Annotated in this window: 23 protein-coding genes, 2 tRNA genes and 1 rRNA gene; all 26 read left to right on the top strand. The window is 46.1% G+C overall.

Going from position 1 to position 22,509, the window contains the following annotated elements; all coding sequences use genetic code 11:
• The first annotated feature begins 61 nt into the window (after positions 1-61).
• Entirely contained in the window at positions 62-364 is a 303-nt protein-coding gene (gene yabP, locus BR62_RS0111355; protein WP_004264638.1) for a sporulation protein YabP, read from the top strand.
• The gene (gene yabQ, locus BR62_RS0111360) at positions 361-996 is read left to right on the top strand and encodes a spore cortex biosynthesis protein YabQ (RefSeq protein ID WP_032870882.1); all 636 of its coding nucleotides are present in this window, start codon (positions 361-363) and stop codon (positions 994-996) included. Before yabP ends, yabQ begins: the two co-directional genes overlap by 4 nt.
• 17 nt (positions 997-1,013) lie before the next feature.
• The gene (gene divIC / locus BR62_RS0111365; RefSeq protein WP_004264632.1) at positions 1,014-1,391 is read left to right on the top strand and encodes a cell division protein DivIC; all 378 of its coding nucleotides are present in this window, start codon (positions 1,014-1,016) and stop codon (positions 1,389-1,391) included.
• Between the two features lie 80 nt (positions 1,392-1,471).
• Positions 1,472-1,858: a S1 domain-containing RNA-binding protein gene (locus BR62_RS0111370; RefSeq protein WP_004264630.1), complete on the top strand. Its 387-nt coding sequence runs from the start codon at positions 1,472-1,474 to the stop codon at positions 1,856-1,858.
• A 157-nt stretch (positions 1,859-2,015) separates the two neighbouring features.
• Positions 2,016-2,092, top strand: a tRNA-Met gene (locus BR62_RS0111375).
• 7 nt (positions 2,093-2,099) lie between these two features.
• Positions 2,100-2,171: transfer RNA gene (locus BR62_RS0111380), tRNA-Glu, on the top strand.
• A 209-nt stretch (positions 2,172-2,380) separates the two neighbouring features.
• Complete coding sequence (gene spoIIE, locus BR62_RS0111385) at positions 2,381-4,870, top strand: stage II sporulation protein E (RefSeq protein WP_007409936.1); 2,490 nt, start codon at positions 2,381-2,383, stop codon at positions 4,868-4,870.
• Positions 4,871-4,937: 67 nt separating this feature from the next.
• Positions 4,938-5,675, top strand: coding sequence for a vWA domain-containing protein (locus BR62_RS0111390; protein WP_004264624.1), 738 nt, complete (start codon positions 4,938-4,940; stop codon positions 5,673-5,675).
• Positions 5,641-6,642, top strand: a complete 1,002-nt coding sequence (locus tag BR62_RS0111395; protein ID WP_020955212.1) for a protein kinase domain-containing protein — start codon at positions 5,641-5,643, stop codon at positions 6,640-6,642. The genes BR62_RS0111390 and BR62_RS0111395 overlap by 35 nt, the downstream gene beginning before the upstream one ends.
• 104 nt (positions 6,643-6,746) lie before the next feature.
• Complete coding sequence (gene tilS / locus BR62_RS0111400) at positions 6,747-8,165, top strand: tRNA lysidine(34) synthetase TilS (protein ID WP_032870885.1); 1,419 nt, start codon at positions 6,747-6,749, stop codon at positions 8,163-8,165.
• Positions 8,162-8,701 (top strand): hypoxanthine phosphoribosyltransferase, encoded by a 540-nt coding sequence (gene hpt, locus BR62_RS0111405; protein WP_004264611.1) that lies wholly within the window; start codon positions 8,162-8,164, stop codon positions 8,699-8,701. The genes tilS and hpt overlap by 4 nt, the downstream gene beginning before the upstream one ends.
• 97 nt (positions 8,702-8,798) lie before the next feature.
• On the top strand, positions 8,799-10,718 hold the full coding sequence (gene ftsH, locus BR62_RS0111410; RefSeq protein ID WP_004264608.1) for an ATP-dependent zinc metalloprotease FtsH: 1,920 nt from the start codon (positions 8,799-8,801) through the stop codon (positions 10,716-10,718).
• Between the two features lie 148 nt (positions 10,719-10,866).
• Positions 10,867-11,643 (top strand): type III pantothenate kinase, encoded by a 777-nt coding sequence (locus BR62_RS0111415; protein ID WP_007409940.1) that lies wholly within the window; start codon positions 10,867-10,869, stop codon positions 11,641-11,643.
• A 10-nt stretch (positions 11,644-11,653) separates the two neighbouring features.
• Positions 11,654-12,529 carry an Hsp33 family molecular chaperone HslO gene (hslO, locus tag BR62_RS0111420; protein WP_004264606.1) on the top strand — a complete coding sequence of 292 codons (876 nt, stop codon included), beginning with the start codon at positions 11,654-11,656 and terminating at the stop codon, positions 12,527-12,529.
• Positions 12,530-12,574: 45 nt separating this feature from the next.
• Entirely contained in the window at positions 12,575-13,465 is an 891-nt protein-coding gene (locus BR62_RS0111425) for a peptidyl-prolyl cis-trans isomerase (protein ID WP_032870888.1), read from the top strand.
• Positions 13,466-13,540: 75 nt separating this feature from the next.
• Complete coding sequence (gene cysK, locus BR62_RS0111430; RefSeq protein ID WP_007615206.1) at positions 13,541-14,467, top strand: cysteine synthase A; 927 nt, start codon at positions 13,541-13,543, stop codon at positions 14,465-14,467.
• Between the two features lie 168 nt (positions 14,468-14,635).
• Positions 14,636-16,057, top strand: coding sequence for an aminodeoxychorismate synthase, component I (gene pabB / locus BR62_RS0111435; RefSeq protein WP_032870894.1), 1,422 nt, complete (start codon positions 14,636-14,638; stop codon positions 16,055-16,057).
• A 6-nt stretch (positions 16,058-16,063) separates the two neighbouring features.
• Positions 16,064-16,651 (top strand): aminodeoxychorismate/anthranilate synthase component II, encoded by a 588-nt coding sequence (gene pabA / locus BR62_RS0111440; RefSeq protein ID WP_007409944.1) that lies wholly within the window; start codon positions 16,064-16,066, stop codon positions 16,649-16,651.
• Complete coding sequence (gene pabC / locus BR62_RS0111445) at positions 16,648-17,532, top strand: aminodeoxychorismate lyase (RefSeq protein ID WP_032870891.1); 885 nt, start codon at positions 16,648-16,650, stop codon at positions 17,530-17,532. The genes pabA and pabC overlap by 4 nt, the downstream gene beginning before the upstream one ends.
• On the top strand, positions 17,513-18,370 hold the full coding sequence (folP, locus tag BR62_RS0111450; protein WP_007409946.1) for a dihydropteroate synthase: 858 nt from the start codon (positions 17,513-17,515) through the stop codon (positions 18,368-18,370). The genes pabC and folP overlap by 20 nt, the downstream gene beginning before the upstream one ends.
• On the top strand, positions 18,363-18,725 hold the full coding sequence (gene folB, locus BR62_RS0111455) for a dihydroneopterin aldolase (protein ID WP_014416738.1): 363 nt from the start codon (positions 18,363-18,365) through the stop codon (positions 18,723-18,725). The genes folP and folB overlap by 8 nt, the downstream gene beginning before the upstream one ends.
• Positions 18,722-19,225: a 2-amino-4-hydroxy-6-hydroxymethyldihydropteridine diphosphokinase gene (folK, locus tag BR62_RS0111460; protein ID WP_007409947.1), complete on the top strand. Its 504-nt coding sequence runs from the start codon at positions 18,722-18,724 to the stop codon at positions 19,223-19,225. Before folB ends, folK begins: the two co-directional genes overlap by 4 nt.
• Complete coding sequence (locus BR62_RS0111465; RefSeq protein ID WP_003150668.1) at positions 19,177-19,386, top strand: helix-turn-helix domain-containing protein; 210 nt, start codon at positions 19,177-19,179, stop codon at positions 19,384-19,386. The genes folK and BR62_RS0111465 overlap by 49 nt, the downstream gene beginning before the upstream one ends.
• A 21-nt stretch (positions 19,387-19,407) precedes the next feature.
• Positions 19,408-20,409: a tRNA dihydrouridine synthase DusB gene (gene dusB, locus BR62_RS0111470; RefSeq protein ID WP_007409948.1), complete on the top strand. Its 1,002-nt coding sequence runs from the start codon at positions 19,408-19,410 to the stop codon at positions 20,407-20,409.
• 89 nt (positions 20,410-20,498) lie between these two features.
• Entirely contained in the window at positions 20,499-21,998 is a 1,500-nt protein-coding gene (gene lysS, locus BR62_RS0111475) for a lysine--tRNA ligase (protein WP_014416740.1), read from the top strand.
• Positions 21,999-22,326: 328 nt separating this feature from the next.
• Positions 22,327-22,509: ribosomal RNA gene (locus BR62_RS0111480) — 16S ribosomal RNA — on the top strand; the annotation flags it as partial.

The raw sequence follows: 22,509 nt of genomic DNA on the forward strand, positions 1-22,509 counted from the left end.
CTCCCGTCTCATACAATGCAGTAATAATGCTAAAAGTATCGAGGATATGGGGGCTGAATAGATGAATTCATATTATGAGCAAAAAGGTTCTTCTTCTGTTCCGGAACAGCATGATGTAACGATGAAAGGGAGAAAGCATTTAGACATTTCGGGCGTCAAGCATGTAGAAAGTTTTGACAACGAAGAGTTTTTGCTGGAAACGGTTATGGGAATGCTTTCCGTCAGAGGCGAGAACCTGCAGATGAAAAACCTTGATGTGGAAAAAGGGATTGTATCTATAAAAGGCAGGGTGTTTGACCTTGTATATTTAGACGAGCAGCAAGGGGATAAAGCTAAAGGGTTTTTTAGCAAGTTGTTTAAATGACGCTGACCACCCAATTTTATACGATGCTGGCAATGACCGGTATGGGCGCCTGGCTCGGAGCGTCGCTTGATACATACAGGCTGTTTGTCAGCCGCGCCAAAACGGCCAGATGGCTGTTATTCATTCATGACATTCTCTTTTGGATTGTACAAGGTCTGCTGTTTTTCTATGTGCTGCTCAACGTGAATGAAGGAGAACTCAGGGTATACATTTTCTTGGCTGTCTTACTGGGGATTGCGACGTACCAAAGCCTGTTTAAACGAATGTATATAAAAATACTGAAATTTGCCATTCATCTTGCGGTGTCTCTTTACCAATTCGCAAAAAAGCTCATTCAGCACGTGCTGTTCCGTCCGGTGCTTCTGCTCTTTAAGCTGCTCATCGGGCTGATCACGGTTGCTTCTTTATACTCCTATCGGGTGAGTGCCTTTTTTGCGAAGTGTCTTTTTAAGATCGTAACGTTTTTGCTGTATCCGCTGTTCTTCCTGTTGAAACAATTATTGAAACTTCTTCCTGAAAAGTGGCGTCTTACTTTCAAACGATATTTTCAAAAAAGTGCAGGATTTTTACAAAAGAGCAAGAAACTAATCATAACAATCAGATCGACCATGATACGTATTTTGAAAAGGTGAAAGGAGGACCGTCTGGTTTGAATCTATCTAGAGAACGTACAATAACTGAAATCCAAAACGACTATAAAGAGCAGGTTGAACGGCAATCCCAGCTTATGAAAAGAAGGCGGAAAGGGCTTTTCAGACGGTTGATCGTATTCGGCGCCCTTGTGTTGTTGACGGCTATTGTCTTAGCGGGTTCTCTGTGGTCACAGACCTCTTCCCTTAGCGCAAACGAAGAAAAGAAAGCTCAGCTGGAAAAACAAGTGAAAGAATTGAACGCGAAACAGGCTGATTTAAAAGATGAAATTTCCAAATTAAAGGATGAGGATTACGTCACAGAGCTTGCCAGAAGAGACTTGTTTATGTCAGGAAATGGTGAGATTCTCTTCAATGTAGAAAAGAAGAGCAAGTAGCCTTGTTGACACTTAAATTTTTATTTAGGTATAATTAAACAAACGATCTTTTTATAAGCCTAAGGAGGAGCACTTTTTTTATGTCGATTGAAGTTGGCAGCAAGTTGCAAGGGAAAATAACAGGTATTACAAATTTCGGAGCATTTGTTGAATTGCCTGGAGGCTCAACCGGTCTCGTTCATATCAGTGAGGTAGCCGATAATTATGTTAAAGACATTAACGAGCATTTAAAAGTCGGCGATCAAGTTGAAGTGAAAGTCATCAACGTTGAAAAAGACGGGAAAATTGGTTTATCAATTAAAAAAGCTAAAGACCGTCCGCAAGCCAGACCTAGAAATGATTTCCGTCCGAAAGAATCTTTTGAACAGAAAATGAACAAGTTTCTTAAAGATAGCGAAGACCGCTTATCATCTTTAAAACGAAACACGGAATCAAAACGTGGAGGGCGCGGAGCAAGAAGAGGATAACTTGCTGCTTTCTATAAATACATGGAGCATCCGTCTATCCCAGCGGGTGCTTTTTTTGTATTCACCCATATAGTCAGAAAATTAAAACTTTAAAGTTTCTGTTGACGGAATGAAGAAACCTTTGTATTATATAACTTGTGCTTATAAGCACCTATATGGCGGTGTAGCTCAGCTGGCTAGAGCGTACGGTTCATACCCGTGAGGTCGGGGGTTCGATCCCCTCCGCCGCTACCATATATATGGCCCGTTGGTCAAGCGGTTAAGACACCGCCCTTTCACGGCGGTAACACGGGTTCGAATCCCGTACGGGTCATCAAGCGAATCGGCTTCTGTTGCAGAAGCCGATTTTTTCATATTTAGACAACTTTTTGAGAAATGTCGGAGGAAATACGAAAGGAAAGGGGAACAAGGGAGAAAGCGTCGAAGAGTTCTTTGGAATTGTTACCTTCTTTTGACAAAATCCTATCTGGGCTTTCATTTATAATGACAAGCAACGAATAAAACAGGTGGGGGATGAGAGCAATGGAAAAAGCGGAAAGAAGAGTGAACGGGCCGATGGCGGGACAAGCTCTGGAAAAACTGCAATCGTTTTTTGAAAAGGCGGCAAAGCTTACAGTCCATCAAGCGCATTCACTTTTTTTCTATAAGGGTTTCATTTATGTCGTGATCGGTTTTTTACTTGGACGGGCTTTCATATTATCTGAGGTTCTTCCGTTTGCGCTGCCGTTTTTCGGAGCGATGCTTTTGATCAGAAGAGATAAAGCCTTCTATGCTTGTCTGTCTTTACTTGCGGGCGCTTTAACCATTTCGCCGAAACACTCTTTATTGATTCTCACAGCTTTGGCCGTCTTCACTCTATTTTCAAAAATCGGTACATATATCGTGCAGGACCGGGTGAAAATGCTGCCGATCGTGGTGTTTTTCTCTATGGCTGCCGCGAGAATCGGATTTGTTTATTTTGAAAGCGGCGCTTTTACCACCTATGATTATGTGATGGCTGTTGTCGAGGCGGGCCTGGCCTTTATATTGACGCTGATCTTTTTGCAAAGCCTGCCGATCTTCACGATCAAAAAAGTGAAGCAATCGTTAAAAATAGAAGAAATCATCTGTTTTATGATCTTGATCGCATCCGTTTTAACCGGGCTTGCCGGTGTTTCATTTCAGGGAATGCAGGCTGAACATATCCTGGCCCGCTATGTCGTGCTGAGTTTTTCCTTTGTCGGCGGGGCAAGCATCGGCTGTACGGTCGGTGTTGTGACCGGACTGATCCTCGGGCTTGCGAATATCGGGAACCTCTATCAAATGAGTCTGCTTGCGTTTTCCGGGCTTCTTGGCGGGCTGCTGAAAGAAGGAAAGAAAGCCGGAGCCGCAGTCGGATTAGTGATCGGCTCACTGCTGATTTCATTATATGGAGAAGGGTCTGCCGGATTAATGACCACTCTTTATGAATCTTTGATTGCCGTTGTTTTGTTTTTGATTACGCCTCAATCGATTACGAAAAAGGTGGCGCGATACATACCGGGCACTGCTGAGCACAGTCAGGAACAGCAGCAGTACGCGAGGAAAATCAGAGATGTCACCGCCCAGAAAGTAGACCAGTTCTCCAATGTGTTTCATGCCTTGTCGGAGAGCTTCGCCACCTTTCATCAGACGTCTTCCGATGAGCAGGCGGAAGAAGGGGAAGTGGATCTCTTTTTAAGCAAAATCACGGAGCATTCGTGCCAATCCTGCTATAAGAAAAGCAAATGCTGGGTTCAAAACTTTGATAAAACATATGACTTAATGAAACAAGTTATGCATGAAACAGAAGAAAAACAGTATGCCTCAAACCGCAGATTAAAAAAGGAGTTTCAACAGCACTGTTCCAAATCCAGACAGGTGGAAGAGCTGATTGAGGACGAACTTGCCCACCATCACGCCCATCTGACACTGAAGAGAAAAGTTCAGGACAGCAGAAGGCTTGTTGCCGAGCAGCTGTTGGGGGTTTCTGAGGTCATGGCGGACTTTTCTCGGGAAATAAAACGGGAGAGGGAGCAGCATTTTATTCAGGAAGAACAAATGATAGAGGCGCTTCAGCATTTCGGAATCGAGATTCAGCATGTCGAGATATACAGCTTGGAGCAGGGCAATATTGATATCGAAATGACAATCCCGTTCAGCGGAGGACACGGCGAGAGTGAGAAAATTATCGCCCCGATGCTGTCTGACATTCTTGAGGAGCAGATACTTGTCAAAAGCGAACAGCACTCGACTCATCCGAATGGCTACAGCCATGTTGCGTTCGGTTCGACCAAGTCGTACCGGGTATCGACAGGCGCGGCTCATGCGGCAAAAGGCGGCGGCCTTGTCTCCGGCGACAGCTACAGCATGATGGAACTGGGGGCGAGAAAATATGCGGCCGCGATCAGTGACGGCATGGGCAATGGGGCGAGGGCCCATTATGAGAGCAATGAAACGATTAAGCTGCTCGAAAAAATTCTCGAATCAGGTATTGATGAAAAAATAGCGATAAAAACGATCAACAGTATTCTGTCTTTACGGACGACAGACGAAATCTACTCAACTCTCGATCTTTCTATCATTGATCTTCAGGATGCAAGCTGCAAATTCTTGAAGGTTGGTTCAACGCCGAGTTTTATCAAGCGGGGAGATCAAGTCATGAAAGTGCAGGCCAGCAATCTGCCGATCGGCATCATCAATGAATTTGATGTGGAGGTTGTAAGTGAGCAGTTAAAAGCGGGGGATCTGCTCGTCATGATGAGTGACGGTATTTTTGAAGGGCCGAAGCACGTTGAAAACCACGACCTGTGGATGAAACGGAAAATGAAAGGGCTGAAAACCGAAGACCCGCAAGAAATCGCTGATATATTAATGGAAGAGGTCATCAGAACGCGTTCCGGCCAAATCGAAGACGATATGACAGTGGTTGTTGTCCGGATTGACCACAACACGCCGAAATGGGCTTCCATACCGGTGCCGGCGGTTTTCCAAAATAAAAAGGAGATTTCTTAATCCATTCGTATAAATCACTTTCCTTCTGGCGAAGATGGGACTAATCGTATCACCGGGAGGAATGTATGTGAATAAGGGACATTTAAATCAAGTTCTGCTGATTACAGATGGCTGCTCCAATCATGGTGAAGACCCGATCGCAATGGCGGCTTTCGCCAAGGAGCAGGGGATTACGGTGAATGTTATAGGAATTATGGAAGAAAACGCGATTGACCAAGAGGCAATGAAGGAAGTTGAAGGCATCGCCATGGCCGGAGGCGGCGTCCATCAAGTTGTGTATGCGTCACAATTGTCTCAGACGGTTCAAATGGTGACGAAAAAAGCAATGACCCAGACGCTGCAAGGTGTCGTCAATCAAGAGCTTAAACAAATCTTAGGGAAAAACGTTGAAATGGAAGAGCTTTCTCCTGAAAAACGCGGCGAAGTGATGGAAGTGGTTGATGAACTCGGCGAAACGGTTCATCTGCAAGTGCTTGTGCTGGTTGATACGAGTGCGAGTATGGCGCCGAAACTGCCGACGGTGAAAGAAGCGCTGATCGATCTTTCCATCAGTTTAAATTCCCGGGCCGGGCAAAATGAATTTGCAATGTGTATATTTCCCGGGAAAAGCCAGGAAGTTGAGCTTGTGCTGAATTGGACGCCGAAGCTTGAATCCCTTTCTGCACTCTTTGCGAAGCTGTCGACCGGCGGTATCACCCCTACGGGCCCCGCTATCCGGGAAGCGACGCAGCAGTTTGAGAGAATCCGCTCAAGAAGGAGCATGTTGGCTGATGATGAACGACGCTTTAACGAGTTTGGCATGTAGTCTGGCACCGGGGACGGCAATTCAGGGCAAATGGAACGGCAAATCCTACAGATTGCTCAAACAGCTTGGAAAAGGGGCTAACGGTATTGTATATCTGGCAGAAGCATCAGGCGGACAGGTCGCTTTGAAAATAAGCAGCGACAGCATGTCTGTTACCTCTGAAGTGAATGTCTTAAAATCCTTTTCAAAGGCCCGGTCGCAAACGATGGGGCCTTCTTTTTTTGATGCGGACGACGCGTTTATTCCGCAGCTGAATAAAAATGTCTCTTTTTACGTGATGGAGTACATAGAAGGGCCGCTTCTTCCGCAATATATCAGCAGTAAGGGAGCGGAGTGGATTCCGGTGCTGATGGTGCAGCTTCTTTCCAGCCTGTCAGTCCTTCATCAGCAAGGGTGGGTTTTTGGCGACCTCAAACCGGACAATCTCATTGTAACCGGACCACCGGCTGCCATTCGCTGCATTGATGTAGGGGGAACGACAAAACAGGGCCGCGCGATTAAAGAGTATACGGAGTTTTACGACAGGGGCTATTGGGGGTATGGAACAAGAAAAGCAGAACCATCCTATGACCTGTTTGCTGTCGCAATGATCATGATCCACTGTGTCCAGAAGAAAGAGTGCAAAAAGTCAGGACAGCCGAAAGAACAGCTTCGTTCTATCATTGAAGGCCACCCGTTTCTGAATAAGTATAAGAAGGTTCTGTTTTCTGCTTTAAACGGCCAATATCCGTCTGCGGAAGCCATGAAGCATGACATCCTGACGGCGGGGCAGAGTGCCGGGAGCAAAAGGAAAGCCGCCGTCAAGCCTAAGCCGCCGCAATCAAAACCGCGGCAGGGCACTGTATCTCAAACGCGGTATAAACCTAAACAAAAACCCGCAAAGCACAATGGTTTGTTTGAAACAACACTTATTTTAATCAGCGTTCTCGCCCTTTATTTCGCTTACATCGTCTTTTTTCTCATCTAGTGCCGGCCGGACGCCTGCGCTCATGCTTCTTCTTTGCTTGGAGGGAATGAAAGTGATAGGATATGTATATCTTTAAAAAACCTGCTCATTGTGAGGGGGACATTGTGAAAAGCGTGGAAGATTTTTTCAAAACATATCATCTTCAGGCGGAGGGAGAAACGATTATTGCCGGGGTCTCCGGAGGCCCTGATTCAATGGCGCTTCTCAGTATGCTGAATAAGCACTTCGGGCATTCTTCCGTTATCATAGCGGCGCATGTCGACCATCAGTTCAGGGGTCCTGAATCTGAAGAAGATATGAAGTTTGTGCAGTCATATTGCGAAGCGGAACATATCCTCTGCGAAACGGTACAGATTGATGTTTCTGCATACGCAAAGAAGAATAAGCTGAACAAGCAGGCTGCCGCGCGTGATTGCAGATATCAGTTTTTCGAAGATCTGATGACAAAACACCAAGCGAAGTTTTTGGCGCTGGCTCATCACGGCGATGACCAGGTTGAGACAATGCTCATGAGGCTTGCGAAAGGTACGCTCGGGGCAGGGCTTGCGGGAATGCAGCCCGTCCGCGAATTTGCATCCGGCTGGCTGATCAGGCCTTTCCTCTATGCGGCAAAGGATGAAATCCTTGAATACTGCCGTCAAGAAGGGCTCAGCTACAGAACGGATGAGAGCAATGCAAAAGACGATTATACAAGAAACAGATTCAGAAAGACCGTGCTTCCTTTTTTAAAACATGAATCACCTGACGTTCATAAAATGTTTCAAAAGGTGAGTGAAGCACTGACAGAAGACGAACAATACCTGCAGTCATTAACGAAAGAACGAATGAATAAGGTTATTACAAGCAAGTCTGACACATCGGTTGAAGTCAATTCCTCTCAATTGCTTGCCCTTCCGATACCTTTACAAAGAAGAGGAGTTCAACTAATATTAAACTATCTTTATGAAAACGTTCCATCGTCGTTTTCCGCCCGCCACATACAGCAGTTTCTCGAATGGGCGGAAAATGGAAGCGCCTCGGGAGTGCTTGATTTTCCGAAAGGGCTGAAGGTGGTCAAATCATATCAGACATGTTTGTTTACATTTGAACAATGGCAATGTGAAAAAGTTCCCTTTGAGCTGCAGCTGCAAGGAGCGGAAGGCGAGACTGCTGTTCTCCCCAACGGCTTTATGATAGAGGTGGCCGATCAGGCTGACCCTCATATCAAAAATGGGAATGCTGTTTTTATGACAAGCAGAAACAAGGTGCAATTTCCTTTAACAATCCGGACGAGAAAAATCGGCGACCGGATCAAACTTAAAGGGATGAATGGCTCGAAAAAGGTGAAAGATATATTTATTGATCATAAACTGCCTCTGTGGGATCGGGACGAATGGCCGATTGTAACGGATGCGAGCGGTGAAATTATCTGGCTGCCTGGCTTGAAAAAATCCATCTTTGACGATCTTGTGATTTCAAACAGTGACCGCATTGTATTACAATATAGACAGCATGAAAAGTGTAGGGGGCAAGCATTAACATGAAACAGGATATCGAAAAAGTGCTGATCTCAGAAGATGAGATCCAGCAGAAAGTAAAACAGCTTGGAGAACAATTAACAAGCGAGTACAGCGACACGTTTCCGTTGGCAATCGGTGTGTTAAAGGGAGCGCTTCCTTTTATGGCTGATCTTATAAAGCATATTGATACATATTTGGAAATGGACTTCATGGATGTATCAAGCTACGGAAATTCCACGGTTTCTTCCGGAGAAGTCAAAATCATCAAAGATTTGGATACATCTGTAGAAGGCCGGGACATCTTAATCATTGAAGATATTATCGACAGTGGGTTAACCTTGAGCTATCTCGTAGAACTCTTCCGATATCGTAAAGCGAAATCAATTAAGATTGTTACCCTGTTGGATAAACCAAGCGGAAGAAAAGCGGACATTAAAGCAGACTTCGTAGGCTTTGAAGTTCCTGACGCGTTTGTTGTGGGTTACGGACTTGATTATGCCGAACGCTATCGCAATCTGCCTTACATCGGAGTATTAAAACCGGCGATTTATGAAAGCTGATCGGCTGCCTGCTTCCGAGATGGTTATCGGTTGTATTGGAATGATTTTCTATGGTACTATTGAACATAGTTGTGCTTACTGTGGGAGGAGGTAAGGAATGAATCGGGTCTTCCGTAATACCATTTTTTATTTACTTATTTTATTAGTAGTAATCGGGGTTGTGAGTTACTTCCAGACTTCAAACCCGAAGACAGAAAATATGTCGTACAGTACGTTTATCAAGAACCTCGATGAAGGGAAAGTTGATAGCGTATCGGTTCAGCCTGTCAGAGGTGTTTATGAGGTAAAAGGACAGCTGAAAAAATACGACAAAGACCAGTACTTTTTAACACATGTTCCTGAAGGAAAAGGAGCAGACCAGATATTTGATGCAATTAAAAAGACGGACGTAAAAGTTGATCCCGCACAGGAAACAAGCGGGTGGGTGACGTTCTTAACGACGATCATTCCGTTTGTCATCATCTTTATTCTGTTTTTCTTCCTGCTCAATCAGGCTCAGGGCGGCGGCAGCCGTGTCATGAACTTCGGAAAGAGCAAAGCGAAGCTGTATACGGAAGAAAAGAAACGCGTGAAGTTTAAAGATGTAGCCGGCGCGGATGAGGAGAAGCAGGAGCTTGTTGAGGTTGTTGAGTTTCTGAAAGATCCTCGCAAATTCGCCGAGCTTGGCGCCAGAATCCCTAAAGGCGTGCTGTTGGTCGGACCTCCGGGAACCGGTAAGACGCTGCTTGCGAGAGCCTCAGCCGGTGAAGCGGGCGTTCCTTTCTTCAGCATCAGCGGATCTGACTTCGTTGAAATGTTTGTCGGTGTCGGTGCTTCCCGTGTGCGTGATTTATTCGAAAATGCGAAAAAGAATGCGCCTTGTCTGATCTTCATTGATGAGATCGACGCGGTGGGACGTCAGCGCGGCGCAGGTCTTGGCGGCGGGCATGATGAACGCGAACAGACGCTGAACCAGCTGCTTGTTGAGATGGACGGTTTCAGTGCGAATGAAGGAATCATTATTATCGCTGCGACAAACCGTGCGGACATTCTTGACCCTGCATTGCTTCGTCCGGGACGTTTTGACCGTCAGATTACGGTAGACCGTCCGGATGTCATCGGCCGTGAAGCCGTATTACAGGTCCATGCGAGAAACAAACCGCTTGATGAAACGGTGAACTTAAAAGCAATCGCTTCAAGAACACCCGGTTTCTCAGGCGCAGATTTAGAAAACCTTCTTAACGAAGCGGCACTCGTTGCTGCCCGTCAAAACAAGAAGAAAATTGATATGCGCGACATTGATGAAGCAACGGACCGTGTCATTGCGGGTCCTGCGAAGAAGAGCCGCGTCATCTCGAAAAAAGAACGCAATATCGTGGCGTACCACGAGGGCGGTCACACCGTTATCGGACTTGTGCTGGATGAAGCCGATATGGTTCATAAAGTAACGATCGTTCCGAGGGGGCAGGCTGGCGGATACGCGGTCATGCTTCCGAGAGAAGACCGTTACTTCCAGACAAAACCTGAACTTCTCGATAAAATTGTCGGTCTTCTGGGCGGACGCGTTGCCGAGGAAATTATCTTCGGCGAAGTCAGCACGGGCGCTCACAATGACTTCCAGCGGGCAACGAACATTGCCAGAAGAATGGTGACAGAGTTCGGTATGTCTGAAAAACTCGGACCGCTTCAGTTCGGTCAATCTCAAGGCGGTCAAGTATTCCTGGGCCGGGATTTCAACAACGAGCAAAACTACAGTGATCAGATCGCTTACGAAATCGATCAGGAAATTCAGCGCATCATTAAAGAATGTTATGAGCGTGCGAAAACCATCCTGACTGAAAATCGCGATAAGCTTGAATTGATTGCTCAGACATTGCTTGATGTGGAAACATTAGATGCGGAACAAATCAAGCATCTCGTGGATCACGGAAAACTCCCTGAGCGCAATTTCTCAGATGACCATCTTCAAAAAGATGATGTGAAAGTAAACATCCTGTCTAAAACAGAAGACGAAAAGAAAGACGAGCCGAAAGAATAGCTCGCTTTCTGATATGAAAACCGCCGGCATATACCGGCGGTTTTTTTACTGGTTCCGTTTTGTTTACAAAAGAGCCGCAGATCGTGTATGGTATTGTAGAATGTTGAAAATGTTATGATTAGAAACTATTCAAAAGTGGTGATAGAGGTTGTTACTGGTTATAGATGTGGGGAACACCAACACCGTGATTGGTGTATATCATGATGGGGAATTAGAATATCATTGGCGCATAGAAACGAGCAGGCACAAAACAGAAGACGAATTCGGCATGCTGCTCCGCTCCTTATTTGAACATTCCGGACTCATGTTTGAACAGATTGAAGGGATTATCATCTCATCCGTGGTGCCGCCAATTATGTTTTCTTTAGAAAGAATGTGCACAAAATACTTTCACATCGAGCCGCAAGTTGTCGGCCCGGGAATGAAAACAGGTTTAAATATAAAGTATGACAATCCGAAAGAAGTGGGAGCTGACAGGATCGTCAATGCCGTTGCGGCGATCCAGCAGTATGGAGGCCCCTTAATTGTTGTTGATTTCGGAACGGCGACGACGTATTGCTACATTGATGAAAACAAACAATACATGGGCGGCGCGATTGCTCCCGGCATTACGATTTCAACGGAAGCGCTGTACTCACGTGCGGCGAAGCTTCCGAGAATTGAAATCGCCCGACCGGACAATATCATCGGCAAAAACACGGTAAGCGCCATGCAGTCCGGCATCCTTTTCGGCTATGTCGGACAAGTTGAAGGCATTGTAAAGCGGATGAAATGGCAGGCAACACAGGAACCGAAAGTCATTGCGACAGGCGGGCTTGCGTCATTAATCGCAAACGAATCAGACTGTATTGATATTGTTGACCCGTTTCTCACTCTGAAAGGGTTGGAAATCATTTATGAGCGAAATCGCGTGGGTCACGTATAGGAGGTAAACGATGGATTATTTAATTAAAGCAATTGCATATGACGGTAAAGTGCGGGCTTATGCAGCCAGAACGACAGATATGGTTAATGAAGCGCAAAGAAGGCATGACACGTGGCCGACGGCATCAGCCGCAATCGGCCGGACGATGACAGCTTCTCTGATGCTAGGAGCGATGCTTAAGGGTGAAGATAAGCTGACAGTCAAAATAGAAGGCGGCGGCCCGATCGGAGCCATTGTCGCAGATGCGAACGCAAAGGGTGAGGTAAGAGCATACGTATCAAACCCGCACGTTCATTTTGATCTCAATGAACAAGGGAAACTGGATGTCAGACGGGCGGTCGGAACTGACGGAACACTCAGTGTCGTAAAAGATTTGGGCTTACGTGATTATTTTACGGGACAAGTAGAGATTGTCTCGGGTGAACTCGGTGACGACTTCACATATTATCTTGTTTCTTCTGAACAAGTCCCTTCATCTGTCGGCGTAGGTGTTCTAGTAAATCCTGATAACACCATTCTCGCTGCGGGCGGGTTCATCATTCAGCTTCTTCCGGGGACTGATGAAGAAACCATTTCAACAATTGAAAAGCAATTATCTCAAATCGAACCAATTTCAAAATTGATTCAAAAAGGCCTGACACCGGAAGAAATCTTAGAAGAAGTTCTAGGTCAAAAACCGGACGTTCTCGAAACAATGCCGGTCAAATTTCACTGTTCTTGTTCAAAAGATCGATTCGAAACGGCCATTTTAGGACTAGGCAAAAAAGAAATACAAGATATGATAGAAGAAGACGGAAAAGCCGAAGCGGTTTGCCATTTTTGTAATGAGAAATATTTATTTACAAAAGAAGAACTGGAAGAGCTTCGTGACGAAACAACCCGCTAGCTCTTTAGCGGGTTGTTCTATTTTATAAAAGGGATGGGGTAGATTTTGAAATCGAGAACACTTTTGACGATTATTGTAGCGGCGCTGTTAGTATGCAGTGTGACAGTGGCGTATAAGTTAACAAAATCCCAAGCCGCGGGGTCATCTGAAGAATCCATCGCGACAATCGGTGATAAACATATCACACGGCAAGACTGGATGAAAAAGATGGAAGACCAGTACGGAAAATCAACTCTGGAAGACATGATTAATGCACAAGTAGTGGAAGAGCTTGCGAAAAAGAATAAACTCACAGTTTCAAACAGCGAATTGGATCGGGAGTTTCTTTTAATCAAAGCGGTAGATAATTCATTTTATGAAGACAGCCATATTACCGAAAAAGAATGGAGAGACCAGATCCGCTACAACATTCTTCTTGAAGAACTGCTGACGAAGGACATCGATATATCGGATAAGGAAATGCAATCATTTTATAATAAAAATAAAGAATTGTACCATTTCGATGATTCCTACAGAATCCGGCACATTGTCGTCAAAAACAAAGATGAGGCGGACAGGGTGCTTGCTGATTTGAAAGGCGGTTCCAGCTTTGAAGCCGTCGCCGCTGAGCGTTCCACGGACAGATACACGTCTCAGTATGGCGGAGACCTCGGCTTTGTGACAGAAAACCAGGAAAATATCCCGCAGGCATATATCACAGAAGCTAAAAATCTTAAAGAAGATAAATGGTCCGCTGAACCGATTAAAGTTTCTTCAGGATACGCCGTCATTCAGCTGAAAGAAAAGCTTAAATCGAGAACTTTCTCATACAATGAAGTGAAGAGCCAAATCAGACGCCAGATCGCGATGGATCAATTAGGTGACAAGGCGACAGTCAAAACGCTGTGGAAAGAGGCGGGGGTCTCTTGGTTCTACGGGGAAAAAAGAACTAAATGATTGACAAAAAATTTTGAAATTGATAACTTATATTTATAATACCAATAAATTTAGTCGGAAATTGAGGTGTCCAACATGGTGCGTATTGCAAATTCTATTACTGAACTAATCGGAAATACTCCTATTGTGAAATTGAATCGCCTGACGGATGAAAACAGTGCAGATGTATATCTGAAGCTTGAATACATGAATCCGGGCAGCAGCGTAAAAGACCGGATCGGAGTGGCGATGATTGAAGCGGCTGAAAAAGAAGGAAAATTAAAAGCCGGCGACACAATCATTGAACCGACAAGCGGAAATACAGGAATCGGTCTTGCGATGGTGGCAGCGGCTAAAGGTCTCAGAGCCATTCTCGTTATGCCTGATACAATGAGTATGGAGCGACGCAATCTGCTGCGCGCATACGGAGCGGAGCTTGTGCTGACTCCCGGCGCAGAAGGAATGAAGGGCGCCATTAAAAAGGCGGAAGAACTTGCCGAGGAACACGGATACTTTGTGCCTCAGCAATTCAACAATGCGGCAAACCCGGAAATTCACCGCCAAACGACAGGGAAAGAAATCGTAGAACAGTTTGGTGACGACCAGCTTGATGCGTTCGTGGCCGGAATCGGTACCGGCGGAACCATCACGGGAGCGGGCGAAGTGCTGAAAGAAGCATATCCATCCATCAAAATCTATGCGGTAGAGCCGGCGGATTCTCCAGTTCTTTCCGGCGGAAAACCGGGCCCGCATAAAATTCAGGGTATCGGAGCGGGATTTGTCCCTGAAACATTGAATACGGACATCTATGATCAGATCATTCCCGTCAAAAACGAGGATGCATTTGAATATGCCCGTAAAACGGCAAAAGAAGAAGGGATTCTCGGCGGCATTTCTTCCGGAGCGGCCATTTACGCGGCACTGGAAATCGCGAAAAAATTGGGGAAAGGCAAGAAAGTGCTTGCGATCATCCCTAGTAACGGAGAACGTTACTTAAGCACACCGCTTTATCAGTTTGAATAGAGACATACACACGGCTCCCGGCTGTATCCGGGAGTTTTTTTTGTGCCTGAAGCATCGAAAATCCAAAAAACGTTTCGAATTTTATGGTTGGAAGTGAAATTCACTTTTTTCACCAGTGTGATTGCTTTAAAATAAAACTACAGTAAAACGAAGCAGAGGATTGATATGATGGCACAACGCAGACCGGCAGGAAGAAAAATACCTTTTACGAAACAAGCATTTTTACAGCGATATGAAAACCTTTCGAAATCGAGAAAACGGCATGTTCTGCTCGAAAGCGCGAGAGGGGGAAGATTCAGTATAGCCGGTCTAGATCCGATTGCGTCCGTCAGAGGGAAAGACGGAATTACAACGATCAAGCATGAGGGGGAAACACTGTTTAAAGAAGGTGACCCGCTGCGGGCCTTTCATGAATGGTTTGGAACGCTCGGAACGGAAACAAACGTTGAGTTTCCGGACTTTCAGGGCGGTGCGATTGGTTTTATCAGTTACGACTACGCCCGATATATTGAGAATTTTAAGATGCTGTCGTTAGATGATCTGGAAACACCTGATATTTACTTTCTTGTTTTTGATGATGTGGCCGTTTATGACCATGAGGAAGAGGCGTTATGGCTCATTACCCATACTGAAGCGGAAGAAGCGGATCTTGCGGAAGAAAAGCTGTCCCGCTTAGAGGACATGTGGTGTTCCCTCCAAACGGCGGACGAGCCTTTTTCACCGCTGAATCGGAATGGGGACGGATCGTACGCCGCTCCGTTCACCGAGGAAGGATTTTCACAGGCTGTAGAACAAATTAAACAATATATCGCGAGCGGCGATGTGTTCCAGGTTAATTTGTCCATCAGGCAGTCTCAGTCCTTATCCGTTCATCCGTATGAGGTGTATAAACACTTGAGAAACGTCAATCCGTCTCCTTACATGGCCTATCTCGAGACACCGGGGTTTCAAGTGATATGCGGGTCGCCGGAGCTATTGGTGACAAAGAAGGGGAAGAAGCTTGAAACGAGACCGATCGCGGGTACGCGTTCAAGAGGAAAAGACGATGCTGAAGACAAGGCTTTGGCTGATGAATTAATTCACAACGAAAAAGAACGTGCGGAACATGTCATGCTTGTTGATCTTGAGCGCAATGACCTCGGGCGCGTATCGCGCTACGGCTCCGTGCGGGTTAACGAATTTATGGCAATCGAAAAGTATTCCCACGTCATGCATATCGTGTCAAACGTACAGGGGGAACTGCAGGACGGATATGACGCGACAGACATTATTCATGCGGTTTTCCCGGGGGGCACCATCACGGGAGCGCCCAAAGTGAGAACGATGGAAATTATAGAAGAGCTTGAGCCGACAAGACGGGGGCTTTATACTGGATCTATAGGCTGGTTCGGATTCAACGGAGATTTGCAGTTTAACATTGTGATCCGGACGATCTATGCAGCCGGCGGACATGCTTTCATGCAGTCCGGAGCAGGAGTGGTCATTGATTCGGTTCCGAAGCATGAATACAAGGAATCGTTCAAAAAAGCTTTTGCGATGAAAAAGGCGTTAGAGCTGAGCGAAGAAGAGACAAAAAATCAGACGAGGTGAGCAGAGATGATTTTAATGATTGACAATTATGATTCATTTACGTACAACTTGGTTCAATATTTGGGTGAGCTCGGGGAGGAACTGATCGTCAGACGGAATGACGAGATTACGATTGAGCAGATTGAAGAGCTGGGTCCGGACTTCTTAATGATTTCACCCGGGCCGTGCAGTCCTGATGAAGCGGGGATCAGCCTCGAAGCGATCAAACATTTTGCCGGCAGTATTCCTATTTTCGGCGTATGTCTCGGACATCAGTCGATTGCGCAAGTATTCGGCGGCGACGTCGTCAGAGCGGAGCGGCTCATGCACGGCAAAACGTCAGAAGTTATGCATGACGGACAGACGATTTTTAAAGGCCTGCAAAATCCGCTTGTCGCCACCCGGTACCATTCACTTATTGTCAAAGCGGACACGCTGCCGGATTGTTTTACGGTATCCGCTCAAACCAAAGAAGGAGAAATTATGGCAATCCGCCATAATGAGCTGCCTGTTGAAGGTGTTCAGTTCCATCCGGAATCCATCATGACCTCCTTCGGCAAAGAGATGCTCAGAAACTTTATAGAGACACACCGCAAAAAGGAAGTGACGGTGTGATTATATATTTGAATGGTCAATATATAGAGGAGAAAGAAGCGGCGCTTTCTCCTTTTGACCATGGTTATCTGTACGGGATCGGCGCGTTCGAGACGTTCAGGCTTTACAGCGGCCGGCCGTTTCTGCCGGATGCGCATGTCGCCAGGCTCAACAGGGCGCTTCGGGATCTGCAGATTGCATATGAGGTGAACAAACAGGAGCTGCTTGATATGCTTCGGAGACTGTTGCTCCTCAATGAGATCAAGGACGGCAGCGCACGTGTCCGGCTTAACATCTCGGCAGGCGTCAGCGATAAGGGATTTGCCGCGCAGACTTATGAAAAGCCGACCGTCCTTTGTTTCGTCAACCGGCTCAATCCGGAAACTCTGCCTGTTCAAAAAGAAGGCAGGCTTCTCTCTATCAGGAGAAATACGCCTGAAGGAACTTTTCGGTTAAAATCCCATCACTATTTAAACAACATGTATGCTAAACGGGAGATCGGGAATGATCCCAATTTTGAAGGCATTTTCCTGACCGGAGAAGGAGATGTCGCGGAAGGCATTGTCTCCAACGTGTTTTGGCGAAAAGGAGACAAGGTCTTTACGCCATCCTTGGATACGGGAATTCTCGATGGTGTAACGAGACAGTTTGTCATTGATGAATTGAAACGGCAGGGGACAGAAGTCACCGAAGGCCGATTCCGTTTTCAATCAATGCTTGAAGCGGATGAAGCATGGTTGACAAACTCCGTGCTTGAAATCATCCCGTTTTCTAAAATAGAGGAAGTGCCGCTGCCCGGAGTGAGCGGAAAAACGGTGCAATTGCTCCGTAATCAGTATCAGCAGGAAATAAACAAAATGAATGTACAGGAGGAGGAACAAAATGGCGCAGCAAACAATTGAACAGCCTAAACTGATTCATACAAAAAAAGGCGCTCTGTCCTATAAAGAGAAGACGCTCGTTATGGGGATATTAAATGTAACGCCAGACTCCTTCTCTGACGGCGGTAAATACGACAGTACGGAAAGGGCGCTTCTGCATGCGGCGAAGATGGCTGAAGAAGGGGCGCATATCATAGATATCGGCGGCGAATCGACAAGACCCGGCGCATCACTCGTGTCGGCTGATGAGGAAATGTCACGAGTCATCCCCGTCATAGAGCGGATCACAAGCGAGCTGGACATTCCGCTTTCAATCGATACGTACAAAGCGTCCGTGGCAGACGAAGCGGTCAAAGCGGGAGCCTCTATCCTTAATGACATCTGGGGGGCGAAAGGTGATCCTGACATGGCGTCAGTAGCCGCCGCACACGGGGTTCCGATTATCTTAATGCATAACCGCATGGAAAGAAACTACAACGATCTTATTCCTGATATGCTTGCAGACTTGATGGAAAGCGTAAAAATTGCCGCGGAAGCCGGCGTCACAGATGAAAATATGATTCTGGATCCGGGGATCGGCTTTGCGAAAAACTATGAGGACAATCTGGCTGTCATGAACAAGCTGGAGGTGTTCAGCGGGTTAGGTTATCCGCTGCTTCTGGCGACATCGAGAAAAAGGTTCATCGGCCGTGTGCTTGACCTTCCCCCTGAAGAACGTGCCGAGGGAACGGGAGCGACAGTATGCCTTGGCGTCCAAAAAGGCTGCGACATTGTGAGGGTGCACGATGTCAAAGAGATCGCAAGAATGACGAAGATGATGGATGCTATGTTGAACAAAGGAGGCGTACATTATGGATAAAGTATATGTGGAAGGTATGGAGTTTTACGGATATCACGGCGTGTTCGAAGAAGAAAACAAACTCGGCCAGCGCTTCAAAGTAGACCTGACTGCCGAACTGGATTTGAGCAAAGCGGGACAAACGGATGACCTTTCTTATACCATTAACTATGCGGAATTGTACAGTGTCTGCCGCGGCATCGTTGAGGGCGAGCCCGTTAATTTGGTCGAGACCCTTGCGGAACGGATCGCAGACACCGTCCTTGAGAAATTTGAGCCGGTGCAGCAATGTACGGTAAAGGTTGTTAAGCCTGACCCGCCGATTCCCGGCCATTATAAATCAGTAGCCATAGAAATGACGAGAAAGAAATCATGAACAATACGGCATATATCGGCCTCGGCTCCAATATGGGCGACCGTGAACATTATTTGCGTCAGGCAGTGGCCATGCTCAGCCGGCATCATGGCGTGACGGTGTCAAAGGTGTCCTCCATATATGAAACAGATCCCGTCGGCTATGAGGATCAAGATCAGTTTCTTAATATGGCGGTTGAAGTGAAAACGTCGTTATCTCCTTTTGAACTTCTTGATGTAACGCAGAGCATTGAAGCTGAATTAGGCAGAACGAGAGAGATTCGCTGGGGACCGCGGACGGCAGACCTTGACATTTTGCTGTATAATCGTGAAAATATTGAAACAGAGCGGCTGATTGTTCCGCATCCGAGAATGTATGAGCGCTTATTTGTCCTTGCGCCGTTAAAAGAAATATGCCCGCAGGCGGATCATATCACGATAAGCGCTGAAACAAACCAAGAAGGTGTAAGAGTATGGAAGCAGAAATCTGGGGTAGGCGAATTCGTGCATTCAGAAAGCTGAAAGGTTATACTCAAGAAGGATTTGCAAAAGCATTAGGTATATCAGTTTCTATTGTCGGTGAAATTGAACGCGGAAACCGATTGCCGTCAGATGCCATCATTCAAGATGCGGCAGATGTTTTAAATATAAGTGCGGACGAATTGGCCCCGCCTGAAAAATAGACAAATGAAAGGAGGGGAAAAATGTTTAAAATCGGTGATATTCAATTGAAAAACCGGGTTGTGCTTGCGCCTATGGCCGGTGTCTGCAACTCAGCGTTCAGATTGACTGTAAAGGAATTCGGAGCCGGATTGGTATGCGCTGAAATGGTCAGTGACAAAGCGATTCTTTACAATAACGCCAGAACAATGGGGATGCTTTACATTGATGAACGTGAAAAACCGCTCAGCCTTCAGATTTTTGGAGGAAAAAAGGAAACCCTTGTGGAAGCGGCGAAGTTTGTAGATCAAAACACAACTGCTGATATTATTGATATTAACATGGGATGTCCCGTACCCAAGATTACAAAATGTGATGCGGGCGCCAAATGGCTTCTCGATCCCGATAAGATTTATGAAATGGTATCCGCAGTAGTAGATGCTGTTGATAAGCCGGTTACAGTGAAGATGAGAATGGGCTGGGATGAAGAGCACATTTATGCGGTGAAAAATGCCCAAGCCGTTGAACGTGCCGGCGGAAAAGCCGTTGCCCTGCACGGCCGCACAAGAGTGCAAATGTATGAAGGCACTGCGAACTGGGATATCATTAAAGAAGTGAAGCAATCCGTCTCCATTCCCGTCATCGGAAACGGTGATGTCAAAACGCCTCAGGACGCGAAACGCATGCTTGAGGAAACAGGAGTTGACGGCGTCATGATCGGCCGGGCCGCACTCGGCAACCCGTGGATGATTTACCGTACGGTGCACTACCTTGAAACCGGCGAGTTAAAAGACGAACCGAAAGTCCGTGAAAAAATGTCGGTATGCAAACTGCACTTAGACCGCCTGATTAAGTTAAAAGGCGAAAATGTGGCAGTCAGAGAAATGAGAAAACACGCTGCCTGGTACCTGAAAGGTGTCAGAGGCAATGCGAATGTACGCAACGAAATTAACCAATGTGAGACGCGTGAAGAAGTTGTGCAGCTTTTAGATGCATTTACCGCCGAAGCAGAGGCAAAAGAGCTTCAAGATGCAAAAGTAGGTTAATATACACCCTCTATTGCTGCTCACTGCCAGCTTACCGCTGGCAGTTTTTCTGCTTTTTCGTGAAATCAAAATGTAACGGAGTGATACCAATGAGTCAAGAAGAGCAAAATCATGAGGAATTGAACGACCAGCTGCAAGTCAGACGAGATAAAATGAACCAGCTGAGAGAAAACGGCATTGACCCTTTCGGCGAACGTTTCGAGAGAACGCATCAATCTCAACAGATCATTGACGCCTACCAGGAGCTTTCTAAAGAAGAACTGGAAGAAAAAGCGATCGAAGTGACCATTGCAGGCCGTATGATGACAAAGCGCGGAAAAGGGAAAGCCGGCTTTGCGCATCTGCAGGACTTAGAAGGTCAAATTCAAATTTACGTAAGAAAAGACAGTGTCGGCGAAGAACAATATGAAATCTTTAAATCTTCAGACCTCGGAGACGTTATCGGCATCACGGGGAAAGTTTTCAAAACAAACGTAGGCGAGCTTTCTGTCAAAGCGACATCTTTCGAACTGCTGACAAAAGCACTGCGTCCTCTTCCTGATAAATATCATGGGTTAAAAGACGTTGAACAGCGTTACCGCCAGCGCTATCTCGATCTCATCGTAAACCCTGACAGCAAACAAACGTTTATCACACGCAGCAAAATCATCCAAGCGATGAGAAGATACTTAGATGACCATGGATACTTAGAAGTTGAAACACCTACGATGCACAGCATACCGGGAGGAGCGTCTGCACGCCCGTTCATCACGCACCATAACGCACTCGACATGCCTCTTTATATGCGTATTGCGATTGAACTGCACCTAAAACGCCTGATTGTCGGCGGATTGGAAAAAGTCTACGAAATCGGCCGTGTGTTCCGTAATGAAGGTGTTTCTACACGCCATAACCCTGAATTCACGATGATCGAGCTGTATGAAGCGTACGCCGATTATAAAGATATTATGAGCCTTACGGAAAACCTCGTTGCACATATTGCGCAGGAAGTGCTTGGAAGCACCACAATCCAGTACGGCGAAGAGCAGATTGATCTGAAACCTGAATGGAAACGACTCCACATGGTAGATGCAGTCAAAGAAGCGACAGGTGTAGATTTCTGGAATGAGATGACTGTTGAAGAAGCGCGCGGTCATGCAAAAGAGCATGGTATCGAGATCACAAACTCAATGACGGTGGGTCATATCATCAATGAATTCTTCGAACAAAAAATTGAAGAAACACTCATTCAGCCTACATTTATTTACGGCCACCCTGTAGAGATTTCTCCTCTTGCTAAGAAAAATCCGGAGGACCCTCGCTTTACAGACCGTTTTGAGCTGTTTATCGTCGGCCGTGAGCACGCTAATGCGTTTACGGAGCTGAATGACCCTATTGACCAGAGGGAACGCTTTGAAGCGCAATTAAAAGAAAGAGAAGAAGGAAACGATGAAGCGCATATGATGGATGAAGACTTCGTTGAAGCTCTTGAATACGGCATGCCGCCGACCGGGGGATTGGGTATCGGTATCGACCGCCTTGTCATGCTGTTAACAAATGCTCCGTCTATCAGAGACGTTTTATTATTCCCTCAAATGAGACAACGCTAATAAAAGGGAAGGCGCCGTTTCTGCTTATCGCAGTACGGCGCTTTTTTAGAAACAAGCCGCTCATAAAACTTTTTTGATTTTCTTTTGAAAAACTATTGCACTATTATTTGCGAGGTGGTATATTATTATTCGTTGCCGCTAAACAAGGCGCTGACGAAAAAAAGAAATTTAAAAAGTTGTTGACTTCAAGAGATTGATAAGATATAATAATAAAGTCGCTTGAACGAAAGACAAAATGATCTTTGAAAACTAAACAAGACAAAACGTACCTGTTAATTCAAAGTTTTAAATAAATCGCACAGCGATGTGCGTAGTCAGTCAAACTACTTTATCGGAGAGTTTGATCCTGGCTCAGGACGAACGCTGGCGGCGTGCCTAATACATGCAAGTCGAGCGGACAGATGGGAGCTTGCTCCCTGATGTTAGCGGCGGACGGGTGAGTAACACGTGGGTAACCTGCCTGTAAGACTGGGATAACTCCGGGAAACCGGGGCTAATACCGGATGGTTGT

The sequence above is a fragment of the Bacillus sp. UNC69MF genome (assembly GCF_000746035.1).
In the GTDB taxonomy this organism is placed as follows: domain Bacteria; phylum Bacillota; class Bacilli; order Bacillales; family Bacillaceae; genus Bacillus; species Bacillus velezensis.